A 25244-nucleotide genomic window follows, 5' to 3' on the forward strand; every position below is an offset into this window, starting at 1 on the left:
AACGTCATGCTCAAAACCCTGCTCTGCAAGATGAACCTGCGCCACGATTGGCACATCCAAACCACGGACGACGGCGGCCGCTACCGGCGCTGCACACGCTGCGGTAAGTACCAGGAAGGCGGCAGTGGCGGCCGGAACGGCAACTGGGCAGCGCCACTGGGCATGTAACTACAGCCCGCAAGACGCACTGGACTATCACCATGGTTATGCCGCACACTGGATTCGGGAAAGCGCTTGCCCAACCCATAGTGTCCTCCGGGGCAGGAACGGAGCCCCATGGCAACACCACCTTCTGCCGCTTCACAGTCCGGCCGGCCCGGCCAGCTCGGACGCGCGGCATCAGCGGCGAGGGTGGCGCTGGTAGGCGTCCACGGCTTCGGCGCCCACCACCTGGGCAACCTTGAACGGCTGCGGGCGGCCGGCGTCGTCGAACTCGTAGCGGTAGCCGATCCCCAGCCGCCGGAACCGGGGTCCGTGCCGGCAGCAGCCGCAGTGTTTCCTGGGCTCACGGAACTTCTGGCGGGCACGCCGGAGCTGGACGTGATCATCGTGGCCACCCCCATCCAGACCCACGCCCCGCTGGGCCTCGCCGCCCTGGCCACAACAGCGGACCTCTATCTGGAGAAGCCCCCGGTCGCTTCCCTGGCTGATTTCAACATCCTGTGTGACGCCGCCCAGGCGTCCGGGCGCAGCGTGCAGATCGGCTTCCAGAGCCTGGGCTCGCACGCACTGGCGGCCCTTGAGGAACTCGTCGCCAGCGGCACCATCGGCACCCTCGAAGGCATCTCGGCAACCGGCCGTTGGGTCCGCGACAAGGCCTACTACAAGCGCTCCCGCTGGGCCGGGAAGCGGAGCATTGACGGCATCGACGTGGTTGACGGGGTCGCCACCAATCCCCTGGCCCACGCCGTGGCCACCGCGCTGCGGATCGCCGGCGCCCGGACCACAACCGACGTTGCGTCGGTGGAAACAGACCTGTACCGCGCCAACGACATCGAATCCGACGACACATCGGTGATCCGAGTCCGCACCGCGACGGGGCTGCCTATCACCTGCGCCCTGACCATCTGCGCCAGCGAATCCGCGGAGCCCTATGTCACGCTGCAGGGATCCCGGGGCCAGGCCGTGTTCCACTACACCGAAGACCGCCTCACCGTGACCACCCCTGCCGGGCAGACCGAGCAGGTCTTCGGCCGGGACGACCTCACAGAGAACCTGCTTGCCCACCGCCGCGAAGGCACGGAACTCATCAGCCCGCTCCTGGACAGCGGCGCTTTTATGCTGGTGCTCGAAGCCATCCGGACGGCACCGGCGCCCACTCCGATCGAGCCGCAGTACCTGCGCTGGGAGGGCGACGGCGACGCGGCCCACGCCGTGGTCATCGGCATCGAAGGCGCCCTGGAGCGTGCCACGCGTGAGCACGCAACCTTCAGCGAACTCGGCGTGCCCTGGGCCGTTTCAGCAGCGCCAGCGTCCGCGCTGCGGGCCTCCGCCGGACAGGGAACCGCCTCCTGATGGGTACGTTCCCTCGGCAGGAAACAGCTTCCACGGTGACCCGCCAAGGGGAACTGCAGGCGGCCGGCCTGCTGACCGACGGCCTGGCGCCCTGCCTCACGGCCTCGCTGCGCCCCGTGTTTGGCTGGAGACTAAGCCAGCCGGAGGATGCCGACCCCGCCGCGGCCCGGCAGACAGGCTACGAGATCGCCGTCGAGGATTCGGCCGGAGCCGAGGTCTGGTATTCCGGGCCCGTCCCGTCGCCGCGCCAGTCCGGGATCCCCTACGGCGGTCCGGAACTGGCGGAGGACGCAGATTACAGCTGGCGCGTCCGCGTGAGCGACGCCGGCGGCCACCCCGGGCCCTGGTCCGAAACCGTGCTTTTCGGTACCGGACTCTCCGACACCGGGTGGGGCGCCCATTGGATCCATCGCGCGCCGGGCGGCCGGGCTCCCCTGGAAATCCTGGACGGTGCCCTGCGGGTTGCCGGCTCACCCTTCCTGCCCATCCCCAGCCCACCCGTCCGCCAGTTCACTTTGGCGGCCCGCCTCCGGCCGGTGATGGGGTGGGCCGGGCTCCTCCTCCGCAGCACCGGAGCCGGCACCGGACTGCTGCTGGAACTGAACACGGCAGGCAACGTGGTGCTCCGGCGCGCCCCGGAATGGGAAATCCCCTCCCCTGCCACGCCGGCCACCGACGTGCTTGCCAGCGTCCAGGTGGAGCGCCACGCCGTGGCCAGCCAGGAACGGCTACCCGGCAAGGACCTGGTCCCCGGCAGGTGGCAAAACCTGACCGTCTCCGACGACGGCACCACCATCACCGTCAGCCTCGACGGCGTTGAGCTGCTCACCGTCAACGAGCCGCTCCCCGCCGGCTTCGAGGGTCGGCTCGCACTCCATCAGGGTCCCCGCAGCCAGGCGGAGTACGCCTCGCTTCGGATCACTGACGGCGCCCGCGCTGACACGACTCAAGCCGTCGGCAAGGTGCTGCTCGACCACCGGTTCAGCGCCGGCCCGGAAGAGGCCCGCGCATTCCTGGGCCACTGGGCACGCACCACGGCGCACCGGCAGCCCGATGAATGGACGCTCTTCCGCAGCACCGTCCTGATCACGGGAACTGTTGCCCGGGCACGCCTCTTTGTGGCTGCGAGTCATCATGCGCAGGTGGCGTTGGACGGCAACGCCTGCCTCAGCACCACCTCCTTCGGCTACCCCGGGGAGGGATATTACGACGCCGCCGACGTCACCGCGCTGCTCGCGGCGCACTCCCCGGGTGCGCAGAAACGGCCGAGCCAGCCCAGCCTGCCCGGCCAGCCCGGCCGGCAGGCGCAACAGCAGCCCGTCGAGATTCCCCTGACCGCCCTGCTGCACTGGTACGGCCCCGGCCAGGGCAGAGACGCCGGCATTCCCGGGCTGTTGGTCCGCCTCAGCGTGGACTACACGGACGGGCGCCGCGAGGTCTTCGGCTCCGGTTCGAACTGGACCGCTGCCGAGGCGCCGTACCGGCAAGCGGGCTACCGGAACGATGAGGGCGATCCCGTGGAGCACCTCGACGGCCAGGCGGCGGCCGCCCTGGACGCCGGCCAGGACATGCCCCCGGCCCTCAGCTACGGCCCGCACCCCACCCCCGAATTCCCCGCGCTGCACGCCCGGCGCACGTCCATGGCCGAGACCTTTGTTGCCCCGGCAGCCTTCCTGAACGCCGCGGATGGAACCCTTGTGGCGGACTTCGGCAAGGTCATCCCGGCACGCCCGGAAGTGGACTTCCGCACCGGCGTCGCCGGGCGGACCGTCATGATTCGTGCCGGCTACACCCTGAATGCCGACGGCCGGGTGGACACCGGCAAGACCGCCAGCCAGAACACCGACATGTCCTTCCCCTACACGCAGGCCGACGGCCCGCAGCAGTTCCACGCCACCGTGCACCTGGGCTTCCGCTACCTTGAACTACCCGGGGTGGAGGCGACCGATCTGTCCCGGGTCGGCGCCGTCGTCATTCACGGGCAGCACCCGCAGGAGGGGAGCTTCAGCAGCTCCGACCCCACGCTGGACGCCGTGTTCGGACTGCTCCGCGATTCAGCACTGCACGGGGTCCAGGAGCAGTTCGTGGATACGCCCACGCGGGAGAAGGGCCAGTTCCTGGCCGACGCCGTCAACATTTCCTACGCCACCATGGCCCTGTTCGGCGAGCACGCCTACACGGCGCAGGCACTGCGCGAGTTCGGCTGGTCCGCGGCCCGTCACTGGACCGACGGCGGGGACCTCGGACGCTACAACGCGGTCTACCCCAACGGCGACGGGAAACGGGACATCCCCGACTTTTCGCTCATGATGCCGGAATGGGCTGAGGAGTACCATCTCCGGACCGGAGACCTGGACCTGGTGTCGGAGCTGCTCCCGCACCTCCGCGCCACCGCCGACTATGCGCTGCGCTACGTCGCCACGGAAGGCCCGACGGCGGGACTGGTCACCGAACTGGGCGGCGGCTCCGGCCCCTACCTTCATGGCATTGTGGACTGGCCCGCGCCGGGCCGTTTCGGCTACGACATGGACTGCGCCGCCAAGACCACCGTCAATGCGCAGGCACACTCCGCCTTGATGTCCACGGCCCGGCTGTGCAGCCTCGCCGGCCAGGAGGACGCGGCCATCCGGTACGCCGGCCACGCCGGGGCACTCGCGGAAACCATCCGCACCCGCCTGCGCGTGGACGGCGTGATGGTGGACGGCCTGCACGCCGACGGCACACCCAGCTCTCATGCGTCCCAGCACGCCACCTCCTTCCCGCTGTCCCTCGGGATCACCGGTCCTGCGTTCGCAGCGGCAGACGCACAGAGGATCGCCGGCCAGGGCATGCGGCAGGGGCCCATGACCGTGCATCGGCTGGTGCGGGCACTGCTGTCGGAGCGGCTGACGGACGCCGTCCTTGATCTGCTGACAAACCCAAACCAGCCCGGCTGGGCGCGGCTCCTGGAGTCCGGCGCCAGCTTCACCTGGGAGGCCTGGGAGCTCGTGGACGGCACGGATTACAGCCAGTCCCACGCGTGGTCCGCCTCAGTGGTGCAGGAAATCCTGGAGTTCCTGCTCGGTGTCCGCGTGAGTGTTCCGGGAGGCACCGAAGTGGTCATCGAACCGCCAGTGTGCAGCCTCGAACATGCCAAAGGAAGCGTGCCGCTGCCCAACGGCGCCGTCGAAGTCGCCTGGCGGCGGACCGCCAATGGAATGCAGCTGCAGTGCACGGTTCCCCCGGGCGTCACCGCCACCGTCAGGCTCCCCTCCGGCGGCACTTACGGAATCCAGGGGCCGACGGCGGAGCCCGCCGTCGTGGGTTCGCGTGACTTCAGGATCCACGCAGGAACCTGGACCTTCACACCTTCCGACGCATCCTGACAGCCTCCCCCCAACCCAAGTAGGTCGCATTTAACGTCGTCATTCAGGTGAATAACGACGTTAAATGCGACCTACCTGGGGAGTGCCCTCCTTCGCCTAGTTGAGCGAGCTCTTGATCTCCTCGATCGACTTCTTCGCCGCGTCCTGCGGGGAAATCCTGCTGAAATGGACCTCGTTGGCGTACCGGGTAAGGACTTCGGAGACCGAACTGGATCCGGCGGGAGGCACGGCAGGGGCCTCGCCTACTTCATCAGCAATGTCATCGATGAACTTTGCCGTCAGCGCATCCGTGGGCGTCAGCTTCGGGCCCACGGCCGCGCGGACTTCCGAGTTGCCCGGGATACCGCGGTCTGCCAGCCCGATTTCGCCGGCTTCGACGCTGTTAGCCAGGAAGTCGATGAACTTCTGGGTCTCGACCGGATGCTTGGACCGCGAACTGGCAGACCAGAACTGCGATGCCTTGTAGAACTGTTCGGCCTTGGACGCATCGCCCTCGACGCTCGGCGGCCGGTGGATCTCCAGCGCTTGCCCTGACGCCTTGGTCAGCGCGGCCAACTGGTTGGACCACACCCAACCCATGGCGAACCGGTTCGTTGCCAGGCCCTGCTGGTCCAGCGGTGCGCTGCCGTCTTCGGTCATCACCGATGCGGGCGGAACAGCCTTGGCGTCCCGCATCTTGGCCTGCATCTCGAAGTACTTGGTGGCGTCGGCTTCATCAAAGCCCAGGCCGCCGTCCGTGGCGAAAAGGGACTTGCCATGCTGGCGCATCCAGAGGTTGAAGGAGGCGTCACCGGTAAAGGCTCCGGAGCCGTAGATGCCTTCCTTGCTCTTGCTGGTGATGTCGGCCGCCGTCTTCATGTATTCGTCCCAGGTCCAGCTGGAATCATCAGGCAGGGACACCCCGCTGGCGGACACCAGTGCGGGATTGGCCAGGACCACCAGGGCATTCATGCCGGCGGTCACGGCGTACTGACCGCCCTCGGTCTTTCCAGCATCTGCGGCGGCCTGGTCAAACTTGGACAGATCCACGTCCTTCAGCTCCAGCAGCGCCCCCCGTTCGGCGTATTCACCGAGGTACTGGGCATCCATCTGGATGATGTCCGGGGCGTCCTGGGAGGCCACCTGGGTGGCCAGTTTGTCCCAATATCCGGACCAGTCGCCGTACTCCCCTTCGATCTTGATGTTCGGGTTCTTCGCTTCGTAGGCGTCAATCAACTTCTGGGTCATCTTGTGGCGGGTATCGGAGCCCCACCAGCTGAAACGCAGGGTGACCGGCCCGTCGGAGGCAGCCGGCGAGCTCCCGGCGCAGCCCGAAAGGGCCAGTGCCAGGACGGCCATGGCAGCCGCAACTTTGGGAATTCTGGATTTTCGGGCGCGTGAAAGCATTCGTTGGTCCTTTGATCTGGCAGTCGGGAGCGTCTCAGAAACCGCTTTCTCACAGAGTAGGTGTGAGCCGCACCACGCGTCAAGAACTCACACAAAGTTACTTTTCCTCACAGGACTGTCAGTTCCGCGCACGCCTCGAATTCAGCCACAACAAAAGTCCGACGACGGCCGCGGACAGCATGGCCAGCGCACCGGTGACTACCAGGCCTGTCCGCACACCAAATTCCTCTGTCAGCCAGCCCGCCAGCAGGCCACCCAAAGCATGCCCGCCCAGCAACAATGGCAGGTAAAGCGCCATCACCCTCCCCCGGACTTCGGGGCCCGCCTCCACCTGCACGGCCGTGGCGGCGCTCGTCAGGAACACGAGGGTCATCAGGCCCACCACGGCAAGCATCACGGTGAAAGCCAACAGGTTGGGCATCAACGCGGCAACCAGCTGCGAAAGCCCAAAGAGCCCGGCTGCGGCCACGATTCCCTTGCGGCCCATGGTCCTCAGCCGCGCGGCGAGCAGCGCACCGGCCAGGGCGCCGACGGCACCCACGGTGTTGAACAGGCCGAACCCCGCCGCACCGTTGTGCCACACCCGCTCGGCGAAGGCCGTCAGCACCACCGGACCGTTCATGCCAAAGGCCCCCAGCAGGCCGGCAAGAACGATGGTCAGCAGCAGTGATGGCCGTTCCCGGACGTACCCGAAGCCGGCCAGCAGCTGGCCGCGTCCCCGGGATGCAGGGGCCGTGAGGTGCAGGAGTGCCGGCCGGACGGCGGCGATCATGACCAGCACCAGCACGGAAAGCAGGGCGTTCGCGGCGAAGGCGGCGGCGGATCCGGCCTGGGCGATCACCACTCCGCCAAGGGCCGGTCCCACCATGGCGCCAAACTGGCCGATCGCGTTGTTGACTCCGATGGCCGGCCTTAGCCCGGCGTCGCCCACCACTTCGTTGATAAACACCTGGCGCGCCGGACCGTCGACGGCGGACGTCACTCCCAGCGCAATGCAGCTTCCGTACACCGCCCACACGGTGATATTTCCGCCGGCGTCCCACGCAGCCAGTCCAAGGGCCAGCAGTGCGATCACGGACTGGCACACCATCATGACGCTGCGCTTGGGAAACATGTCCACCAGCAGGCCGCTGAGCGGACCGATGACCAGCATCGGCAGGAACTGCAGCGCCACGGCGACCCCCACGGCGGCCGGACTCCCCGTCAGTTGCAGCACCAGCCAGTCCTGGGCCAGCCTCTGCATCCACACGCCCATGCTGCCGGCGAAGGTCATGCCCATGTACAGGCGGTAGTTGTGCTGCGTCAGCGGCTGGTACCAGCGGACCGGAGTTTGGGAGGCGTGAAGGGATTCTGCGGACTGCGGGTTGTCGGAAGACACGTCTGGCTCAACTCGGTAGTAAAGGTGAAATGCAGAGAAATGCTAGGCGCGGCTGGACCGCATCTTGACGGCGCCGGAGGCAAGGATCAGCATGCCAGGCACCACCACAAACAGGGCCACGAGCATCCAGACAAAAACCACGGACGCGAACAGCGCCGCGGCAAGGAGGAGCGAGCCTGTCCAGTCACGCAGCGAGAGTGCCTTGGCGGTACCAAGGGCCACGGACCAGGTTCCCGGCGCGGAGGATTCCTCGCCATCAACGTCGGACCAGGCGACGCCGGACCAGGCGACGTCGCGCCAGGCAGCAGCGGTGCGCAGGAGCAGGACCGCCCCGGCCGCCGCCAGGATCAGCGTGGCCGGAAGGACAACCGCGCTGCCCGGCAGCTGACCCACTGTTGCGAGCAACAGGTTAAGGACAATCACGACGGCGGCTCCCGCCGTCGTGAATCCCAGCTTCCAGCTGCCCGGGAGGGCGGCCCGGAACGTGCCCCAGAGTCCGCGCAGGGAATCGTCGCGGCCGGCGAGGTGCCGTTCCAGATGGGCGATCCCGGCTGCGTACGCGGCGGGGATGGTGACCAGCGGGATGGACAGCACCAGCACCAGCAGCCCGGCCAGGAGGCTCTCGGAAAACAGGGCAAAGCGGTTGACCGGGATGGGTTCATTGCGGCCGGATGCGGGTGTGGTGCTGTCCATGATGCTCATTTTCTGTATCCGTCAGCCCTTGAGGCCCTGGGTGGAGACGCCTTCAACAATGTAGCGCTGGAACACCAGGAAGAAGATCAGCACGGGGAGCAGGGCCAGGACGGACATGGCGATCATGGCTCCGTAGTCCGAGCTTTGGGTCTGGTCCACGAACAGGCGCAGGGCCAGCGGCAGCGGGTACTTCTCAGGGGTGTTCAGGTACAGCAGCGGACCCAGGAAATCGTTCCAGCTCCAGATGAACGAGAAAATCGAGGTCGAGATGAGCGCCGGTTTCATCAGCGGCAGCATGATGGAGCAGAAGATCCGCACGTGGCCGGCGCCGTCGATGCGGGCCGCCTCGTCCAGTTCGGCCGGGAGGTTGCGCATGAACTGGACCATCAGGAAGACGAAGAAGGCATCCGCCGCGAGGAACTTGCCGATGAGCAGCGGAACGTACGTGTCCACCAGGCCCAGCTGCTGGAACACGATGTACTGCGGGATGATCACCACGTGGAACGGCAGCAGCAGGGTGGCGATCATCATCCCGAACAGCACGCTCCGGCCCGGGAACTTGATCCGGGCGAAGGCATAGGCCGAGACGCTGGCCGAGAGGATGGTGCCCACCACCGCGCCGATGGCCAGGACCAGGGAGTTGGTGAAGAACTGCAGGGTGGACACCCCGCCGATCCCGTCCATCGCCGTGACGAAGTTGTCCAAACTGAAGTTGTTCGACCAGAGCGACGTGTTGGCGCCGCCGATCTCGGCATTGGGCTTGAAGGCTGAGGCCACCATCCACAACGCGGGGTAGAGAACCACGGCTGTCAGGCCGAGCGCCACCACGTGGAAAATCAGGCTCTTCACCCGTTTAGCCACCACGGACTCGGACTTCGGGTTGTAGTCCTGCGCCTGGAGCATCGGGGCCGACTGCTTGGGGGTTGCCATAATTGTCATTTCGAATCACCGCTGTAGTGGACCCAGGACTTGGAGGTTTTGAAGAAGATGAGGGTAATGATGCCCACCACGATCACCAGGAGCCAGGCCATCGCCGAGGCGTAGCCCATCCGGAAGTCGCTGAAGCCCCGCAGGTACAGGTAGAGGGTGTAGAAGAGGGTGGAGCCGGCCGGGCCGCCTTCACCGTTGGAGATGATGTAGGCCGAGGCGAAGATCTGGAACGCGTGGATGGTTTCCATCAGCAGGTTGAAGAAGATCACCGGGGAGAGCATGGGCCAGGTGATGTTGATGAACTTCCGCACCGGGCCGGCACCGTCCATGGACGCCGCTTCGTAGAGGTCGGCCGGGATCTGCTTGAGGCCGGCCAGGAAAATCACCATGGGGGCGCCGAACTGCCAGACGGTCAGCAGGATCATCATGGGCATGGTCATGGAGGGGTTGCCCACCCAGCCGCCCAGGTTGACTCCGAAGAAGGACAGGCCCTGATCCACGGGGCCGGCGTCGCCGAACATCGCCTTCCACACGATCGCGATCGAGACGCTGGCGCCGATCAGGGAGGGTGCGTAGAACGCTGACCGGTAGAACCCCTGGCCCTTGCGCTTGCTGTTGAGCAGCATTGCCACTACCAGTGCCGCCGCCAGCTTCAGCGGGGTGCCGAAGACCACGTAGCTGAGGGTGACGCCCACGGATTGCAGGAACCTTTCGTCCTGGAACAGGGTGGCGTAGTTGTCCAGCCCGATCCACTTGGGCGGTTCGAAGAGGTTGTAGTTGGTGAACGACAGGTACAGCGAGGAGATCATCGGGCCCACAGTCAGGGCGATGAATCCCAGCAGCCAGGGCAACAGGAAGGTGTAGCCGGCGCGGGCATCCGCACCGCTCCGCTTTGATTTCAGCTGCCGCGGCTTGCGCGGCAGCTTGGGAGCGGACGACGACGAACGCCGGCTCAGGGTTGGGCTTTGGGTCACGAGATTAGTCCGTCAGTTGGGGCCTGAATCAGGCGTTCTGCTTGATGAGGTCTTCGGCTTCCTTGAACCACGCGTCGGTGGCGCCGTCGATGGTCACCTTGCCGTAGTTGAGGTCGGAACTGACCCGCTTGAACGATGCTTCCAGCGTGCCGAACCCAACGATGGGCGGCTCGGGGGCGTCCTTGAGGTACTGCTCGATGGACTTTTCGTAGTCAACAACGAGCTTGTCGGTGCCTTCGAACGTGGTTCCGTCGCGTTGGGTCTTGGAGGCCGGGACGCCGCGGGAGGTCTTGAAGATCTGGCCCACCTCGGGATCGTTGACCATAAAGTCGATGAAGCGGGCGGCAGCATCCTTGTTCTTGGTCTTGGCACTGGCCACCATCAGCATGGAGGGCTTCAGGAACAGGCCCAGGTTGTCCGGGTCATCGGACGGAACGGGGACGAGCTTGAGCTCCTTGGCGCCGCTGTCACCGAGGTAACCGGCCATGAAGTTATCCCAAGTGACTTCCGTGGCGGTCACGTTCGAGCCAAAGGGTGACTTGGGTGCCAGCTGGGTCACGCGCTCCTCGGAGACGACGGCGGAGGTTCCGCGGAGTTCGCCGGTCAGGTTCCACCACTTCTTCAGGTCGTCCTTGGTGAAGCCGAGCTTGCCGTCCGCGGTGAAGGCTTCAATGTTGTTCTGGCGCAGCCAGATGTTGAACATCCACCAGACAGAGGTGTAGTCGGTTGACCCGAAGAGTGTGCCGTTACCCTTGGCGCCCACTTCGGTCAGGAAGGCATTGAAATCCTTGTAGGTCCAGGAGCCGTCCGGCTCTGCAATGCCGAGGGTGGCGAGCTTCGCCGGATCGTAGTAGACGGCGAACGCGTTGGTGCTGGTGGGGATGCCGTAGGTCTTGCCCTTGATCTGGCCGGACGGCAGGAGGGACTTCTCGAAAGCGGAGGTATCGATCTTGACGGTTCCCAGGTCCAGGAGCTGATTGCGCTGGCCGTAGTCCCGGAGGTAGGAAAGGTCCCACTGCATCACGTCGGGGAGGCCGCCGCCGGCAGCTTCCGTGGCCCGCTTCTGCCAGTAGCCGGCGAAGTCCGTGAAGTTGCCGTTGACCTTGATGTCCTTGTTCTTTTCCTCGAACAGGGCGATCGCCTTGCGGGTCCGCTCTGCGCGGTCATCGTTGCCCCACCAGGTGTAATTGATGGTGACCGGGTTCTCCGCCGAACCGGTCTGGCTGGGTGCGGGTGAGCCGCATGCTGCCAGGGCTGCCGCGGATGCGGTGCCAATGGCCACGGTGGTGAGGAAATGCCTTCGGTTGATCATGGGAGCCTCCTTGCTCGATTGGTACAAGCCGCTCGCTTCTACAACGTAAGTAGTGAGCTGGCTTACACGCTCTGAAACGATACAATATCGGTATTCCTGGAATTGGGCAAGCGTTTTCCCAAGTTCGGTTTTCAGGTACGTTTAGTCCATCCCGTAGACAAAGGAGTCCCATGAGCGTGCAGCGTAATTCCGGCCCGGCCAGCGTTTGGAGCAACGTGGAAGGGATCGCGTATGGCGGCGATTACAACCCCGAACAGTGGCCCGCGGACATCCGGTTGGAAGACCTGGAGCTCATGAAGGAAGCCGGCGTCAGTTTCCTGAGCGTGGGCATTTTCTCGTGGGCCTTGCTCGAACCGGCTGAGGGCGAATACAACTTCGGCTGGCTGGATGAAGTGATGGACAATCTCGCCGCCACCGGGATCAAGGTTGCCCTGGCGACTGCCACCGCTGCTCCCCCGGCCTGGCTGGTCCGCAAACACCCGGAAATCCTGCCGGTCACGGCTGACGGAACGGTGCTGGGACCGGGCTCCCGGCGGCACTACACACCGTCGTCGGCCGTGTACCGCCGGTACGCCACCGGCATCACGCGGGTGATCGCCGAGCGGTACAAGGACCACCCCGCGCTGGCGCTATGGCACGTGGACAACGAGCTCGGCTGCCACGTCTCCGAGTTCCATGGCGCGGAGGACGCCGCTGCCTTCCGCACCTGGCTGGAGCGCCGGTACGGCAGCATCGAGGCGCTGAACGCCTCCTGGGGCACGGCGTTCTGGTCCCAGCACTACGGTTCCTTCGAGGAGATCCTGCCGCCCGGCGTCGCCCCTTCCACGCTGAATCCGGGCCAGCAGCTGGACTTCCAGCGGTTCAATTCGTGGGCGCTGATGGACTACTACCGCGCGCTGGTGGCGGTCCTGCGGGAGGTCACCCCCGGGGTCCCCTGCACCACCAACCTGATGGCGTCCAGCGCCACCAAGGCACTGGACTATTTCGAGTGGGCCAAGGACCTGGATGTCATCGCCAACGACCACTACCTGGTGGCAGCGGATCCCGAGCGGCCGATCGAACTCGCGTTCAGCGCGGACCTGACCCGGGGAATTGCGGGCGGTGACCCGTGGATCCTGATGGAACATTCGACGTCGGCCGTCAACTGGCAGCCGCGCAATCAGCCCAAGATGCCCGGCGAAATGCTGCGCAACTCCCTGGCCCACGTGGCCCGCGGGGCGGACGCCGTGATGTTCTTCCAGTGGCGGCAGAGCTTTGCCGGGTCCGAGAAATTCCACTCCGCGATGGTCCCGCACGGCGGCCGTGACACGCGGGTGTGGCGCGAGGTGGTGGAGCTCGGGTCTGTGCTGAAGCGGCTCGCGCCGGTGCGTGGCTCACGGGTGGAATCCCGCGTGGCGATCGTCTTCGACTACGAAGCCTGGTGGGCCAGCGAAATCGACTCCAAACCGAGCGAGGACGTGAAGTACTTGGACGTGCTGCGGGCGTTCCACCGGTCGCTGTTCCTGCGCGGGATCGCGGTGGATCTGGTCCATCCTTCTTCGCCCTTGGAGGGCTACGACCTGGTCCTGGTGTGCACGCTTTATTCGGTGACTGACGCGGCCGCCGCGAACATCGCTGCCGCGGCGCGGGCCGGAGCCACGGTGCTAGTCACGTATTTCAGCGGGATTGTGGACGAACAGGACCACGTCCGGCTGGGCGGCTATCCCGGCGCCTTCCGGGAGTTGCTGGGGATCCGCGTGGAGGAATTTCACCCGCTGCTGGCCGGCGGGCAGTTGAAGTTGAGCGACGGCGGGGTCTCGTCCGTGTGGAGTGAGCACGTACACCTCGCCGGCGCTGAGGCCGTGCAGACTTTCACCGAGTATCCGTTGGAGGGCGTGCCGTCGCTGACGCGGCATGCGGTTGGCTCGGATGATAGTGCGGGCGCTGGTTCCGGTGAGGCCTGGTACCTCGCGACGTTCCCGGACCGCGACGGCATTGAAGCGATCGTTGAGAGGCTGCTGGCCGAATCGGGAGTGACCCCTGTTGCCGCCGCCGACCGCGGCGTGGAACTCGTACGTCGACGGACCGACGACGGCGGCAGCTTCCTGTTCGCGATCAACCACTCACGCTCAGCCGCGGCAGTGGAGGCCGCCGGCGTTGACCTCCTGACGGGCGCGCCGTTTGCGGGGACTGTTGAGGCCGGCGGGGTGGCGGTAATCGCGGAGGACTGATCCGGCGCTTTTCCGAGCTCCTTCAGGGCGCTTTCCGGCCGCCTTCCGGGAGGGAAGCTCGACGCCGGCCAAAATGTCACACCCCCACGGCAGAGTGTTCCCATGGAGGCTATCGGGGGTCAGCTTGCGAGGAACGGCGGTCATACCGCCGATCTAGTGCGCGTTGCCTCGCCTATTGGGGGCGCCTCCAACACTGAGCTTGGCGACGGCGGCAATAATGTCGTGCCCGCACGGCAGAGTGTTCCTATGGAGGCTTTGACGGAGCGGCATACGGGGAATGCCGGCGATTCCGCCGTGCCTGCTCCGACGAGCCTGGCGGCGGCGATCGCGATGGTCCGCGCCGCAGTTGCTGCCGCTCCGGACCAACTGGCCATGGCTGACTACGTGGACGCAGCAGACTTCGCCGGCCAGGCCGAAGAGCTCTCCCGACACGTGGACTACCTCCATATCCTGTCCGCAGGTGCCGTGGACCGCACCCGAACCCAGGCCATCACTAACGCCGCGACCACCCGGGCCACCAAGTCATGGACCACCGGCTGGGACAACGGCGTCGAAACCGTGAACGAAACCGACGCGGCCTGGCCCGCCGGCACCACGTCCGAAACCGCCACTGACTCTGTTCCACGGTCCCCGGCGGACGACGGCTGCAAGACCACCGCCGAGTTCCTGCGACTGCGGCTCAGGATCGGGCTCGGCGAAGCCAAACGCCGCCTCCACCTGGCTCACGCCATCCTGCCCGCCACCACCCTCACCGGCGACTCCATACCGCCGGCACGGGAACACCTCGCCGCAGCATTCTCCCCCGCCACCGCCCTGGCAACCCGCGGCACTGAGACCGTCACCCCGCTAGAGTCCGTAGCAGGTTCCGGGCCCGTGGTCTCCTCCCGCGCAGGGACCATCATCAGCGCCACCCTGGACCGCCTCAAACACCACACCACCCCGGAGAACCTGGACCGGATCGAACACGACCTCACCCACACCGCCGCCACCGCCGACCCCGACTTCCTCGCCCGCGTCGCCCGCCGCTGGGCCGACACCCTCGACGCCGACGGCACCGAACCCACCGAAGAAGCCCTCCGCCACACCCAAGGCGCGTTCATCCGCAAACTCCGCCACGGCCTCCACCACCTCGAAATCTTCGCCACCACCGACCAATACGAACACCTCGCCACCATCATGAACGCTGCCACCAACCCCCGCACCCACCAGCCCACCGGCGCAAACCCCAGCCAAGACACCGGCGTGTGGGAAGAGAACACGGTGGACCTGGACCGGCGCACCCGCAACCAAAAACAACTCGACGGCATCATCACCGCCCTCAAAGCCGCCCTCACCACCAACAAACTCCCCACCACCGGCGGAAACCGCCCCCAAATCCTCGCCACCATCAACTACCACGACCTCCTCCCCCACCCGGCCACAGCCAAGGGCAGCGGAACGGACGCCAACAACACCGTCGCCCGCACTGGATCGGGCGCGGGCAGCTTCACGTTCACCGGGCCCGTCGCAGCCACCACCCTGCGCAAACTCGCCTGCGACGCCGACATCATCCCCGCCCTCCTCGGCACCAGCGGCGAAATCCTAGACCTCGGCCGCAAAACCCGGCTCTTCACCCCCGCCCAACGCCTGGCCCTCACCGCCCGCGACCAAGGCTGCACCTTCCCCAACTGCACCATCCCAGCCCCCTGGTGCGAAGCCCACCACATCACCTACTGGTCACAGCAAGGCCCCACCAACGTCGGCAACGGAGCCCTCCTCTGCTCCCATCACCACCACCTCATCCACAAAGAACAATGGACCATCCACACCCGACACGGCACCCCATGGTTCACACCCCCACGCCACATCGACCCCACCCAAAAACCCCAACAAAACCACTACTTCAAACCACCACCACTACCGCTCCAACGCGAATGAAACGCCACGGCACAAGCATCACGGCAGCGCGTGGGAACCCCACGTCACAGCAATTAGGGGAAGCAGAACTACTGCTCGGCCGCGGCCAGGACTGCGCCCGCCCGTTCACCCATAGCGCCGCCGACTGTGAAACCAATGACTTCTATCAGGACTTCTTCTTCGTGGTGCACATCTGTGACGTTCACTGAGCGGACCGATCCCTCACGCATGCCTGCCGGGATACCGTCAACAGCCACTCCCCATCTGTAAACCGCGGGGTCACTGGATTCCCAAGTGACTCTGACCTCACTGATCGTCCCCACCGTAGAGAGAACCTCGATACGAACGTTTGAGGCCGCTGCAAGATACAGGGGCGTTGTGCTGATGCGAACAGGCGTCTCCAACGTGTCAGTGCCACCCGCGATCCCTGTCACCCGCAGGATCATGACTCCTTCAAACTCTGCCTCGTAAGTGTGTTTGAGGACGGGATCAGTGGTGGTCCGGTCGTAGCTTCCGTCACCGTCCAAATCCCATTCGTACTTCACAACAACACCCACGGACTCTGAGGCATCGTAAGTAACTTGCGAACCCGGAGGCCCGGAAAAGCCGCTGATGGTCAGCCATGCCTCGACACCTGTCTGCTTCTGCTTACCCAGCGGGATGGTGATCGCTTGAACCGGCGCCCCTGAGGCCTGAGCGGATGAAGTCGAACCGACAGTGGGGACGGCTCTGGGCGGACTAACTTCCAGTGTGTTCGGGGTCGGATGCCCGCTGGGCACACCGTCTGCGCACCCGGTCAATATCAGTAGTGCTGCCGCAGCGGCGGTCCAAGCGGATGCCTTCATGTTCTCCCCCATGAATTGAAGTGCTCCCAGTGCACCACGAGGACCGGCACCCGTCTAGGACTCATGGCTGCCCGGAAAGTCGGACGTGGACACGGACCTTAAAACACCGCAGTCCCGGCCGGAACCAAAGGTTCCAGTCGGGACTGTGGTGACCACTCGCCGTCGTACGCTTCCTGCTGAAGCTTCCTGCAGAAGCTGCATCCGGAAGAGCCCGACGGCGGCGCGGGACTTAGCTGATGGCGGACTTCATCTCGTCCACGGCCTTCTTGCCGGCCTCGTCTGTGGACAGGCGGTTGAAGAGGACCTCGGAGGTGTAGCGCTTGACGATTTCCTGGATGGCGCCGGCGCCCTTCGGCGGCGGGGCCGGAGCCTCGCCGAGTTCGCCCTTGATCTGGTCGATGAACTTGACCACCTTGATATCGGCGGGGGTCAGCTTTGGCTCGATGGCGGCGCGGACGTCGGAGTTCGGGTAGACGCCGCGGTCGGCCAGCAGGGCCTCGCCTGCCTTGGTGTTGTTGGCCAGGAAGTTGATGAACTTGGCCGTTTCCACGGGGTGCTTGGTGCGCGATGAAGCCGACCAGAACTGGGATGCCTTGTACCAGAGCTTGGCGTCGGCAGCCTTGCCGGTGGTGGACGGGAACCGCAGGATCTGCAGGTCGGTTCCGGCAGCCTTCTCCAGCGCCGGCAGCTGGTTGGACCACCAGAAGGCGAGCCCGTTCTTGCCCGTGGCCAGGCCACTCTGGTCAAGCGCTGCCGCCTCAGCTTCCACAACTTCCGATGCAGACGGCACAGCCTTCTTCTCACTGAGCTGCTTCAGGAAAGCCCACCAGTCGGCGATGTCCGAGGGCTCGAATCCCAGCTTGCCGTCAGACGTGTACAGGGACTTGCCGTTCTGCCGGAGCCAGACTCCCAGCGAGGCCTCGTCCGTTCCGTAGGCGGCAGAGCCGTACGTACCCTTCGGGGACTTCTCGGTGAGTTCGGCGGAGATGCGGCCGAAGTCTTCCCAGGTCCAGGTCTTGTCGTCGGGAAGTTCAACGCCTGCAGCCTTGAAGACAGCCGGGTTGGCCAGGATGGTGGCCGCGTTGATGCCGGCGGCGATGCCGGTCAGGCCGTCTTCGCTCTTGCCGGCATTGAGGGCGGCTTCGTCCAGCTTTGACGTGTCGATCTGGTACTTGGAGAGGTCCAGCAGGGCGCCGCGGGTTGAGTACTCCGTGATGTATTTTTCGTCCATCTGGATGATGTCCGGGGCGTCGTTGGCGGCGACCTGGGTGGCCAGCTTGTCCCAGTATCCGCTCCAGTCGCCGTACTCCGGCTTGATCTTGATATTGGGGTTCTCGGCCTCGAACGCCGCGATGGCCGCCTGCGTCAGCTGGGCGCGCTTGTCGCTCCCCCACCAGGAGAAGCGCAGCTCAACGGGCCCGCCGTCGCTCTGCGGGGAGGCTCCCCCGCCGCAGGAACTCAGGGCAAGCACGACGGCGGCTGCCGCGGCAACCACGCCCGTCTTGCGGAAACGGCGGGGTGATCCGGTGGATGGCGTCTCGGCCTTACGGATCTTGGCATCTGACTCAGTGCGGTGAAAAAGCGCCACTGGGTACTCCGATCTTCATTGATCTGGCTATGGGGAAAGTAAAAACGAGAAAGCGTTTTCTTAACTCTCATACTACAAGTACACGACTTGTATTACAAGATGTTCTCTTGGCCTGTTTCCAAGGCCTTGGGCCAGGGCCAACGGGCCGGGCCTTGGCGGATCTTCCACGCGACCCGGCACGGCGGGGTACGCCAAATGGCCCGCCCTCGGGGGACGGGCCATTTGCTGGAGCAAGGTGTATCGCTGGATCTACTTAATGCCTGTGGTGGCGATGCCCTTGATAAGGAACCGCTGGCCGAAGAGGAACACCAGGAATACCGGCAGGAGGGACACGATGGACATCGCGAACAGCGATCCCCAACTTGTGGCGGACTGCGAATCCACGAAGGCGCGCAGCGCAACCGGAACGGTGAACATGTCCGGATCCGTCAGGTAGATCAGGGCCCCGAAGAAGTCGTTCCACGTCCAGATGAAGGTGAAGATGGTGGTGGTGGCCAGGGCCGGCACCATCAGGGGCAGGATGACCCGCAGGAAGATGCGCGGGTGGCCGGCGCCGTCGATCCTTGCCGCTTCATCCAGGTCCTTCGGGATGCCGCGGATGAACTGGACCATCAGGAACACGAAGAACGCGTCGGTGGCCAGCAGCTTGGGCACAATGAGCGGCCAGAACGTGTTTACCCAGCCGATCTGCGAGAACAGGATGTACTGCGGCACGATCACCACGTGGAACGGGAGCATGATGGTCAGCAGCATGATGCCGAAGAACAGCTTCTTGCCCGTGAACTGGAGCCGCGCGAACGCGTAGGCGGCCATGGAACAGGAGATCAGGTTTCCCAGGATGGATCCGATCACCACGATGGCCGAGTTGAGCATGTAGTGGCCGAACGGGTGCGTCAGCGCGGACCAGCCGTCGGTGTAGTTGCTCATCTCCAGGCTGTTGAGCCACAGGCCCGGCTCGCGGAAGATCAGCTCATTGGCCCGGAGCGAAGAGACCACCATCCACAGCAGCGGGTAGATCATCAGGCCGCCGGCGAGGATCAGGATGGCATGTTTGACCAGTGCCCTGGTGCGGGCAGCCCTGCTGAAAGCGAGCGTGCCGCGGGACTCGCGGCGCTTCGCGGGCTTGCGGTGGTTCGTAGGCTTACCGGCGCCGGCGGTGTTTTTGTCCGGGGCGGGCAGCGTCTCAAGCTTAGTCGTCATAGAAAACCCAATACTTTGCAGCGATGAAGTTGATGGCGGTGAACACACCGATGATGACCAGCAGGAACCACGCCATTGCGGAGGCGTAGCCCATGTCGAACTGGCCAAAGCCCTTCTGGTACAGGTACAGCGTGAAGAACATCGTCGAATCCGAAGGGCCGCCATTGCCGCCGGAAACGATGAATGCCTGCGTGAAGGACTGGAAGGATCCAATGATCTGGAGCACCAGGTTGAAGAAAATGATGGGGCTGAGCATGGGAAGCGTGATCCGCCAGAACTGCTGGAGTGTGCTGGCGCCGTCCACCTTCGCTGCTTCGTAGTACATCACCGGAATCTGGCGCAGACCGGCCAGGAAGATGATCATGGGGGCCCCGAAGGTCCACACGTGCAGCAGGACGATGGAGCCCAGCGCGGTGCTCGGATCGGAAATCCAGCCGGGACCCTGGATGCCAAAAATGGCCAGGGCCTGATTGACCAGGCCGGTGGTGCCGAAGATCTGCTTCCACAGGATGGCTACAGCCACGGAACCGCCCAGCAGGGACGGCAGGTAGAAGACGGAACGGTAGAACGGCAGTCCGCGCAGGCCCTTGTCCAGTACCAGCGCGATCAGCAGCGCAACACCGAGCTGCAGCGGGACGCCTACAAAGACGTAGGTGAACGTCACGCCCAGTGAGTTGTGCAGCCGGGCGTCTGCGAACATGCGGATGAAGTTGTCCAGCCCGACCCATTCCGGCGGCTGGAGCAGGTTGTAATCCGTGAAGGACAGGTACAGGGACATCAGCATCGGACCGACGGTGATGGCAACAAGGCCCACCAGCCACGGCAGCAAGAAGATGTAGGCGGCCTTGTTGTCCCGGCCGTTCGCTTTTTTCTCCGCTGCCGTCATGGGGCCTTTGCGGCGCTTGAGGGTGCTCAGTTCACTGATGGCACTCATTGCGGCAACTCCGTTTCACGCAGCAGACCCGCTGCAGCCGGCATTCCTGCCGGGCACGGCGTCCTGGGTATGTGTCTAGCGGCCATGTGGCCTCCTTTGGTCATCGTGGCCCTCCACGTCTGGGTTGATCGCACTGGGCGATCCATATTTGCACCGTCTCCGGCGGCGGACTCACTTGGGGGTGCAGCTGTCCGGATCCGGCCTCCGTCACGCGGGACGTTGAAAGCGGCTCCGTACCAAAGTAAACGGTTTCTTGACTCCTGTATAGCCCTTTGTTAGTTTTTGAGAAAGCGTTTTCTGCAACCGGATCACTTTACCCACAGTTCAACATCCGTCCCGATCCGCCGCGCCTTCAACCCTCCCGTCCACCCGAACAACAGGCAGGTCAGTGAGCAAGGATTCCCGGCCGGTCCGGCCCAGCGCAATTGCAGGCTATGAGAACTGGCCTGCCTACGTCCGTGACCGGCCGCGCTACCAGGCCGCCACCCCGGCGGCGCAGGACCTTTCGGACGCCCTGGGCGTTCCGGCAGTTGTTCCCCCAACGGACGTCACCGTCCACTGGCAGGAAACGTACGACGGCGTCACCACCTCCCAGCTCAGCTGGCAGTTGGGCTTCGGCCCCCGCACCACGGGCTGGCTGTTGCGGCCGGCCGGGAGTTCCGGGCCGCTGCCCGGCGTGCTGGCCCTGCACTGCCACGGCGGAAACAAGTTCGGCGGAGCGGACCGGCTGGTCACGCTTCCCGAGTCCCACCCGTCCGCAGCGGAAGCCCGTGCCGGGCACTACGGGGGGCGCGCCCTGGCCACGGAGGTCGCCCGCCGGGGCTTCGCCGTCCTGGCCCACGACGCCTTTGCGTGGGGCAGCCGGCGCTTCGATCTGTCCACCCCGCCGTGGCGGACGGAATCCGCACTGGAGGCGAGGCAGTCGCAATGGCGGGCGGCCGGCGTCGTACCTTCCGCTGCCGAACTGTACAACGCCGCCGCGGGAATCCACGAGGACACCGTGGCAAAGGCGGCGGGCCTGCTGGGCACCAGCCTGGCGGGGATGGTGGCCCACGATGACCTGGCCGCACTGGAGATCCTTGCCGGTCTGCCCGGGGTGGACGCGGAGCGGCTGGGCTGCATCGGGTTCTCGGGTGGCGGCGGCCGGGCACTGGCCCTGGCGGTCCTCAGCCCGCGGATCCGGAACTACGTGGTCACGTGCATGATGACGACGTTCCAGTCGCTGCTGCCCGCCTACCTGGATGCCCATTCCTGGCTGCTCCAGACCCCGGGCCTTTGGAAGCTGGGCGACTGGCCGGAACTGACCGGACGGTCCGGCGCCGACGGCCTACTGGCGCAGTACGCGCTGGCCGATGAGCTGTTCCCGGAAGAAGGGATGCGGGACGCCCACCGGATCCTGGAGTCCCTGCACTCGGCCGGCTACTACACCGGGAGTTTCTGGCCAGGCGGGCACGTCTTCACGGCCGAGATGCAGAATGAAGCCATCAGCTACCTGTCCAGGACCCTGGGCGCACCGGGTCCCGCCACCCACAGCCTTATCGCCCCTGCCAACCCCTTAGCCACCGAGGACCCCTGATGATTCAGCAATCCGCCCCCGCGGCATCCGCTAGCTCTGCAACGGCAGGTGACGTTCCGGCAACCCTCCCGCGCATAGCCCTCGTGGGTGTGCACGGTTTTGGCGAATCGCACCTGGCCAACCTCGCCAGGCTCGAGCAAGCCGGGGCCCTGCACCTGGTGGCAGTGGCGGACCCCAACCCGCCGGAAACGGGCACGCTCGCCGGGTCCGTGGCCGTATTTAACACCCTGGACCAGCTGCTGGCGGCCGGGCCGGTCCCGGACGTGGTCATCCTGGCCACCCCCATCCAGACGCACGCTCCCCTTGCACTGGCCGCGTTGGCCGCCGGTGCCGACGTGTACGTGGAGAAGCCGCCGGTGGCATCCATGGCCCAGTTCCAGGAGGTGCTGGCCGCCGCCGAGTCCGCCGGCAGGCTCGTGCAGGTGGGGTTCCAGAGCCTGGGCTCGCTGGCCCTGCCGGAAATCCGGAACACCATCGAATCCGGCGGCATCGGGGACGTGCTGGGTCTCAGCGCCACCGGCATGTGGCTGCGGACCAGGAGCTACTTCAAGCGCTCCCGGTGGGCCGGGAAGCGCAGCCTGGACGGCATCGACGTGGTTGACGGCGTGGCCACCAATGCCTTGGCGCACGCCGTGGCCACCGCCCTGAACATGGCCGGCGCCCACACGGTTGCCGACGTCGCCTCCGTGGAAACGGATCTCTACCGCGCCAACGGCACCCAGAGCGATGACACCTCGGTGATCCGCGTCCGCACGGTGGCAGGACAGACCCTGTTGTGTGCGCTCACGCTCTGCGCCCCCGAACAGCAGCGGCCCTCCGTCACGGTCCACGGGACGCGGGGCGACATCACGTTTTTCTACACCGAGGACGAACTGGTCACCACCACGGCGGACGGCGAGCGCCGCGAGACGTTCGGCCGGACCGACCTGCTGGAGAACCTGCTCGCTGCGCGGACCGCCGGCACTCCCCTGCCCGGCACTCCCCTGCTCAGTGCACTGCCGGATGCCGGCGCATTCATGTGTGTGCTGGAAGCCATCCGCACCGCCCCCGCGCCCCGGGAAATCGACGCGGGCCATGTCAACTGGGAGGGCGAAGGCGATGGTGCCCACCCGGTGGTCCACGGCATTGCCGCGCTGATCGAACGCGCCACGAAGGCACAGGCCACCTTTGCCGAGCTGGGCGTCCCCTGGGCCCGCCGCCAGCCGCCGGTCCGGACCTTCGACCTTGCCGGGCATCCCGTGGCGGACTATCAGGACGGCAGCGGCATCCGCGCCGTGTCCTCTCCCCGCCCGTATCTGCACCCCGTCCGCACCCTGGCCGGGACCGTTGTGACGGACCACCAGCCGCTGGACCACGTGTGGCACCTGGGCGTGGGGGTGGCCCTCCAGGATGTGGACGGCGTCAACTTCTGGGGCGGGCGCACCTACACCCGGGCGGCCGGCGAATACGTCTGGCGCCCGGACCACGGCAGCATCGTCCGGGCTGGCAGACCGTCTCCCGGCGAACCGTCCGCCGCCAAGGGCAAGCTGACCGAGAACTTCGCCTGGAACGGGCCCGACGGCGCTCCCATCCTGACCGAACAGCGCACCTGGACGTGGGCCGCCGTCGGGCCTTCCGCCTGGCGCCTCACCCTGGACTTTGCACTCTCCCCCGCCGGCAACCAGCCGGTGAGCCTGGGCAGCCCCGGTTCCAACGGCCGTGTTGGGGGCGGTTACGGCGGGTTCTTCTGGCGGCTTCCGGAATGTTCCGGGGCGCGCGTCTGGACGCCTTCGGGGGCGGGTGAGTCCGCCGTGCACGGGAGCGTTACGCCGTGGCTCGCCTGGTCTGGCGGGTTCACGGGAGGAACGTTCGACGGCGGCACTCGTCAAAGCGGTGCGGCCACACTCGTGTTCGTCGCCGCCGCGGATTCAACGGACCCGTGGTTCGTCCGGGTGGACGGATATCCGGGAGTTGGCCAGTCGCTGGCCTGGGACGCGCCCGTCATTGCCGAACCCGGCACCCCGGTTCGCCGCAGCGTGACCGTGCTTATCGCCGACGGAATTTTGGGTACCGAAGACATCGAGACATTGATCAACACACAGGGGAACAACTCATGAGCCAGACAACCACCGCTGCAACACTGCCGTCGCAGCTGACTGAAGCCACGACGTTTGCGGGCCAGGGCCGCCGCACGCCGCCCGCCTCTACCGCGGACCGTGCCATCAAGCGGCGGCGCGTCCTGGACATTCTGGATGCCAAAGGGCAGGACTCGTTGCTGCTGACCACGCACACGGCGCTGGCCTGGTACCTGGACGGCAGCCGCGTCCACATCAGCCTGGCCGGCGACCCCATTGCCGCGCTGCTGGTGGACCGGGACGGCGACCACCTGGTGACGTTCAACAACGAGGCGGGACGGATCGCGGCCGAGGAGCTCCCCGCCGGTGTCTCCCTCCACACCGCGCCTTGGTACGGGAACCTGCACGAGGCCGCCGCCGCCGTCGGACGTTCTTCCGGAGGGGGTGCCGGCACCCCGCTGGCCGAGGCCTCGGTGGCCACCGAGCTGAGGGCTGCCCGGCAGCAACTGCTGCCCGGCGAGTCCGCCCGCTACGCCCGCCTCAGCGCGGAACTGGCCGGCATCATGACCGATGTCCTGTCCACCGCCCGGCCGGACGCCACCGAATTCGAACTGGTGTCCGCCCTGGCCGCCCGCGTGGTTGGAGCGGGCGCGGAGCCGCTGGTACTCCTGTGCAACGGCAGCTCCCGGAGCGACTTCCGCCACCCGCTGGCCACGCACGCGCCCCTCGGACGCCGCGCCATGGCCGTGGTGTGCGCTCGCCGGGACGGCCTGGTCGCGAACATCACCCGCTGGGTAAGGTTCGACGCCGGGACCCCCGAAGAGCGCGACGCCGAGTCCCGGATCGCCGCCGTGGAGGCGGACATCTTCGACGCAACGGTTCCCGGTGCCAGGCTGGACCGCGTCTTCGGCGAGATCAAGGCGGCCTACGCCCGCCACGGCTTCGGTGCGGAGCAGTGGGAGCAGCACCACCAGGGTGGACCGGCGGGCTATGCCGGACGGGATCCGCGCGTCACCGCGGCAGCCACCGACACCGTCGTCCTCAACCAGCCGTTCACCTGGAACCCGTCGGGACCGGGGGTGAAAATCGAGGACACGGTCCAGCTCACCGAGTCGGGCATGAAAGTCCTGACGGTGGATGACCGCTGGCCCGCTGCCACCGTGAACGGCCTCAAGCGGCCGGTGACGCTGCAGCTGTAGGCCCTGCCGTTAGACGGCATAGAGAAGCCCCGGGACGGTCGTCCCGGGGCTTCGTCAGGGTCGGTGATCGACCGGGGGGTCCCCGGGGAATCATGTCAAGATGCGCGCGTAGCATTCTTCGTGGAATCATTCCGAAGTGCGCGCGTGGCGGGCTTGGGTTTGGCGGCTTGTTTGCTGGTCGTGAGCGTT

The 25244-nt window shown here is 66.0% G+C and carries 18 protein-coding genes; 8 read left to right on the plus strand and 10 right to left on the minus strand.

Features of this window, described 5'->3' with window-relative positions; all coding sequences use genetic code 11:
* The first annotated feature begins 6 nt into the window (after positions 1 to 6).
* From ACX80V_RS09215 to ACX80V_RS09225, 3 genes are all read left to right on the plus strand, one after another.
* Complete coding sequence (locus ACX80V_RS09215; RefSeq protein WP_167349835.1) at positions 7 to 168, plus strand: hypothetical protein; 162 nt, start codon at positions 7 to 9, stop codon at positions 166 to 168.
* Between the two features lie 108 nt (positions 169 to 276).
* Complete coding sequence (locus tag ACX80V_RS09220; RefSeq protein ID WP_485842903.1) at positions 277 to 1515, plus strand: Gfo/Idh/MocA family protein; 1239 nt, start codon at positions 277 to 279, stop codon at positions 1513 to 1515.
* Positions 1515 to 4880, plus strand: a complete 3366-nt coding sequence (locus tag ACX80V_RS09225; RefSeq protein WP_485842904.1) for a family 78 glycoside hydrolase catalytic domain — start codon at positions 1515 to 1517, stop codon at positions 4878 to 4880. The genes ACX80V_RS09220 and ACX80V_RS09225 overlap by 1 nt, the downstream gene beginning before the upstream one ends.
* 96 nt (positions 4881 to 4976) lie before the next feature.
* On the opposite strand, the gene ACX80V_RS09230 is transcribed toward ACX80V_RS09225, so the two are convergent.
* The 6 genes from ACX80V_RS09230 to ACX80V_RS09255 form a co-directional block, all read right to left on the minus strand.
* The gene (locus tag ACX80V_RS09230) at positions 4977 to 6266 is read right to left on the minus strand and encodes an ABC transporter substrate-binding protein (protein WP_485842905.1); all 1290 of its coding nucleotides are present in this window, start codon (positions 6264 to 6266) and stop codon (positions 4977 to 4979) included.
* Between the two features lie 118 nt (positions 6267 to 6384).
* A complete protein-coding gene (locus tag ACX80V_RS09235; RefSeq protein ID WP_485842906.1) occupies positions 6385 to 7644 on the minus strand; it encodes an MFS transporter in 1260 nt (419 codons plus the stop codon).
* A 42-nt stretch (positions 7645 to 7686) separates the two neighbouring features.
* Positions 7687 to 8346, minus strand: coding sequence for a Poxvirus protein I5 (locus ACX80V_RS09240; protein WP_485842907.1), 660 nt, complete (start codon positions 8344 to 8346; stop codon positions 7687 to 7689).
* Positions 8347 to 8358: 12 nt separating this feature from the next.
* Complete coding sequence (locus ACX80V_RS09245) at positions 8359 to 9276, minus strand: carbohydrate ABC transporter permease (RefSeq protein ID WP_058931363.1); 918 nt, start codon at positions 9274 to 9276, stop codon at positions 8359 to 8361.
* Complete coding sequence (locus ACX80V_RS09250; RefSeq protein ID WP_485842908.1) at positions 9273 to 10241, minus strand: carbohydrate ABC transporter permease; 969 nt, start codon at positions 10239 to 10241, stop codon at positions 9273 to 9275. The genes ACX80V_RS09245 and ACX80V_RS09250 overlap by 4 nt, the downstream gene beginning before the upstream one ends.
* Positions 10242 to 10269: 28 nt before the next feature.
* Complete coding sequence (locus ACX80V_RS09255) at positions 10270 to 11553, minus strand: ABC transporter substrate-binding protein (protein ID WP_485842909.1); 1284 nt, start codon at positions 11551 to 11553, stop codon at positions 10270 to 10272.
* A 170-nt stretch (positions 11554 to 11723) separates the two neighbouring features.
* Here ACX80V_RS09255 and ACX80V_RS09260 point away from each other — a divergent pair, with 170 nt between their 5' ends.
* Both ACX80V_RS09260 and ACX80V_RS09265 read left to right on the plus strand, forming a co-directional pair.
* Entirely contained in the window at positions 11724 to 13763 is a 2040-nt protein-coding gene (locus ACX80V_RS09260; RefSeq protein ID WP_485842910.1) for a beta-galactosidase, read from the plus strand.
* A gap of 246 nt (positions 13764 to 14009) precedes the next feature.
* A complete protein-coding gene (locus ACX80V_RS09265) occupies positions 14010 to 15680 on the plus strand; it encodes an HNH endonuclease signature motif containing protein (RefSeq protein WP_485842911.1) in 1671 nt (556 codons plus the stop codon).
* A 68-nt stretch (positions 15681 to 15748) separates the two neighbouring features.
* Here ACX80V_RS09265 and ACX80V_RS09270 read toward each other — a convergent pair whose 3' ends face one another.
* From ACX80V_RS09270 to ACX80V_RS09285, 4 genes are all read right to left on the minus strand, one after another.
* Positions 15749 to 16204 (minus strand): hypothetical protein, encoded by a 456-nt coding sequence (locus ACX80V_RS09270; protein ID WP_485842912.1) that lies wholly within the window; start codon positions 16202 to 16204, stop codon positions 15749 to 15751.
* Between the two features lie 529 nt (positions 16205 to 16733).
* A complete protein-coding gene (locus ACX80V_RS09275) occupies positions 16734 to 18092 on the minus strand; it encodes an ABC transporter substrate-binding protein (RefSeq protein ID WP_485842913.1) in 1359 nt (452 codons plus the stop codon).
* Between the two features lie 249 nt (positions 18093 to 18341).
* Entirely contained in the window at positions 18342 to 19292 is a 951-nt protein-coding gene (locus tag ACX80V_RS09280) for a carbohydrate ABC transporter permease (protein WP_160674214.1), read from the minus strand.
* Positions 19282 to 20226, minus strand: coding sequence for a carbohydrate ABC transporter permease (locus tag ACX80V_RS09285; protein ID WP_485842914.1), 945 nt, complete (start codon positions 20224 to 20226; stop codon positions 19282 to 19284). Before ACX80V_RS09285 ends, ACX80V_RS09280 begins: the two co-directional genes overlap by 11 nt.
* 388 nt (positions 20227 to 20614) lie before the next feature.
* On the opposite strand from ACX80V_RS09285, the gene ACX80V_RS09290 reads away from it, so the two are divergent.
* Genes ACX80V_RS09290 through ACX80V_RS09300 form a run of 3 tightly spaced genes read left to right on the plus strand, consistent with a single transcriptional unit; the run spans position 20615 to position 25055 of the window.
* A complete protein-coding gene (locus ACX80V_RS09290; protein ID WP_485842915.1) occupies positions 20615 to 21802 on the plus strand; it encodes an acetylxylan esterase in 1188 nt (395 codons plus the stop codon).
* Positions 21802 to 23898: a DUF6807 family protein gene (locus ACX80V_RS09295; RefSeq protein ID WP_485842916.1), complete on the plus strand. Its 2097-nt coding sequence runs from the start codon at positions 21802 to 21804 to the stop codon at positions 23896 to 23898. Before ACX80V_RS09290 ends, ACX80V_RS09295 begins: the two co-directional genes overlap by 1 nt.
* The gene (locus tag ACX80V_RS09300; RefSeq protein WP_485842917.1) at positions 23895 to 25055 is read left to right on the plus strand and encodes a M24 family metallopeptidase; all 1161 of its coding nucleotides are present in this window, start codon (positions 23895 to 23897) and stop codon (positions 25053 to 25055) included. Before ACX80V_RS09295 ends, ACX80V_RS09300 begins: the two co-directional genes overlap by 4 nt.
* Positions 25056 to 25244: the final 189 nt, after the last annotated feature.

The organism is Pseudarthrobacter arbutini (genome assembly GCF_054510915.1).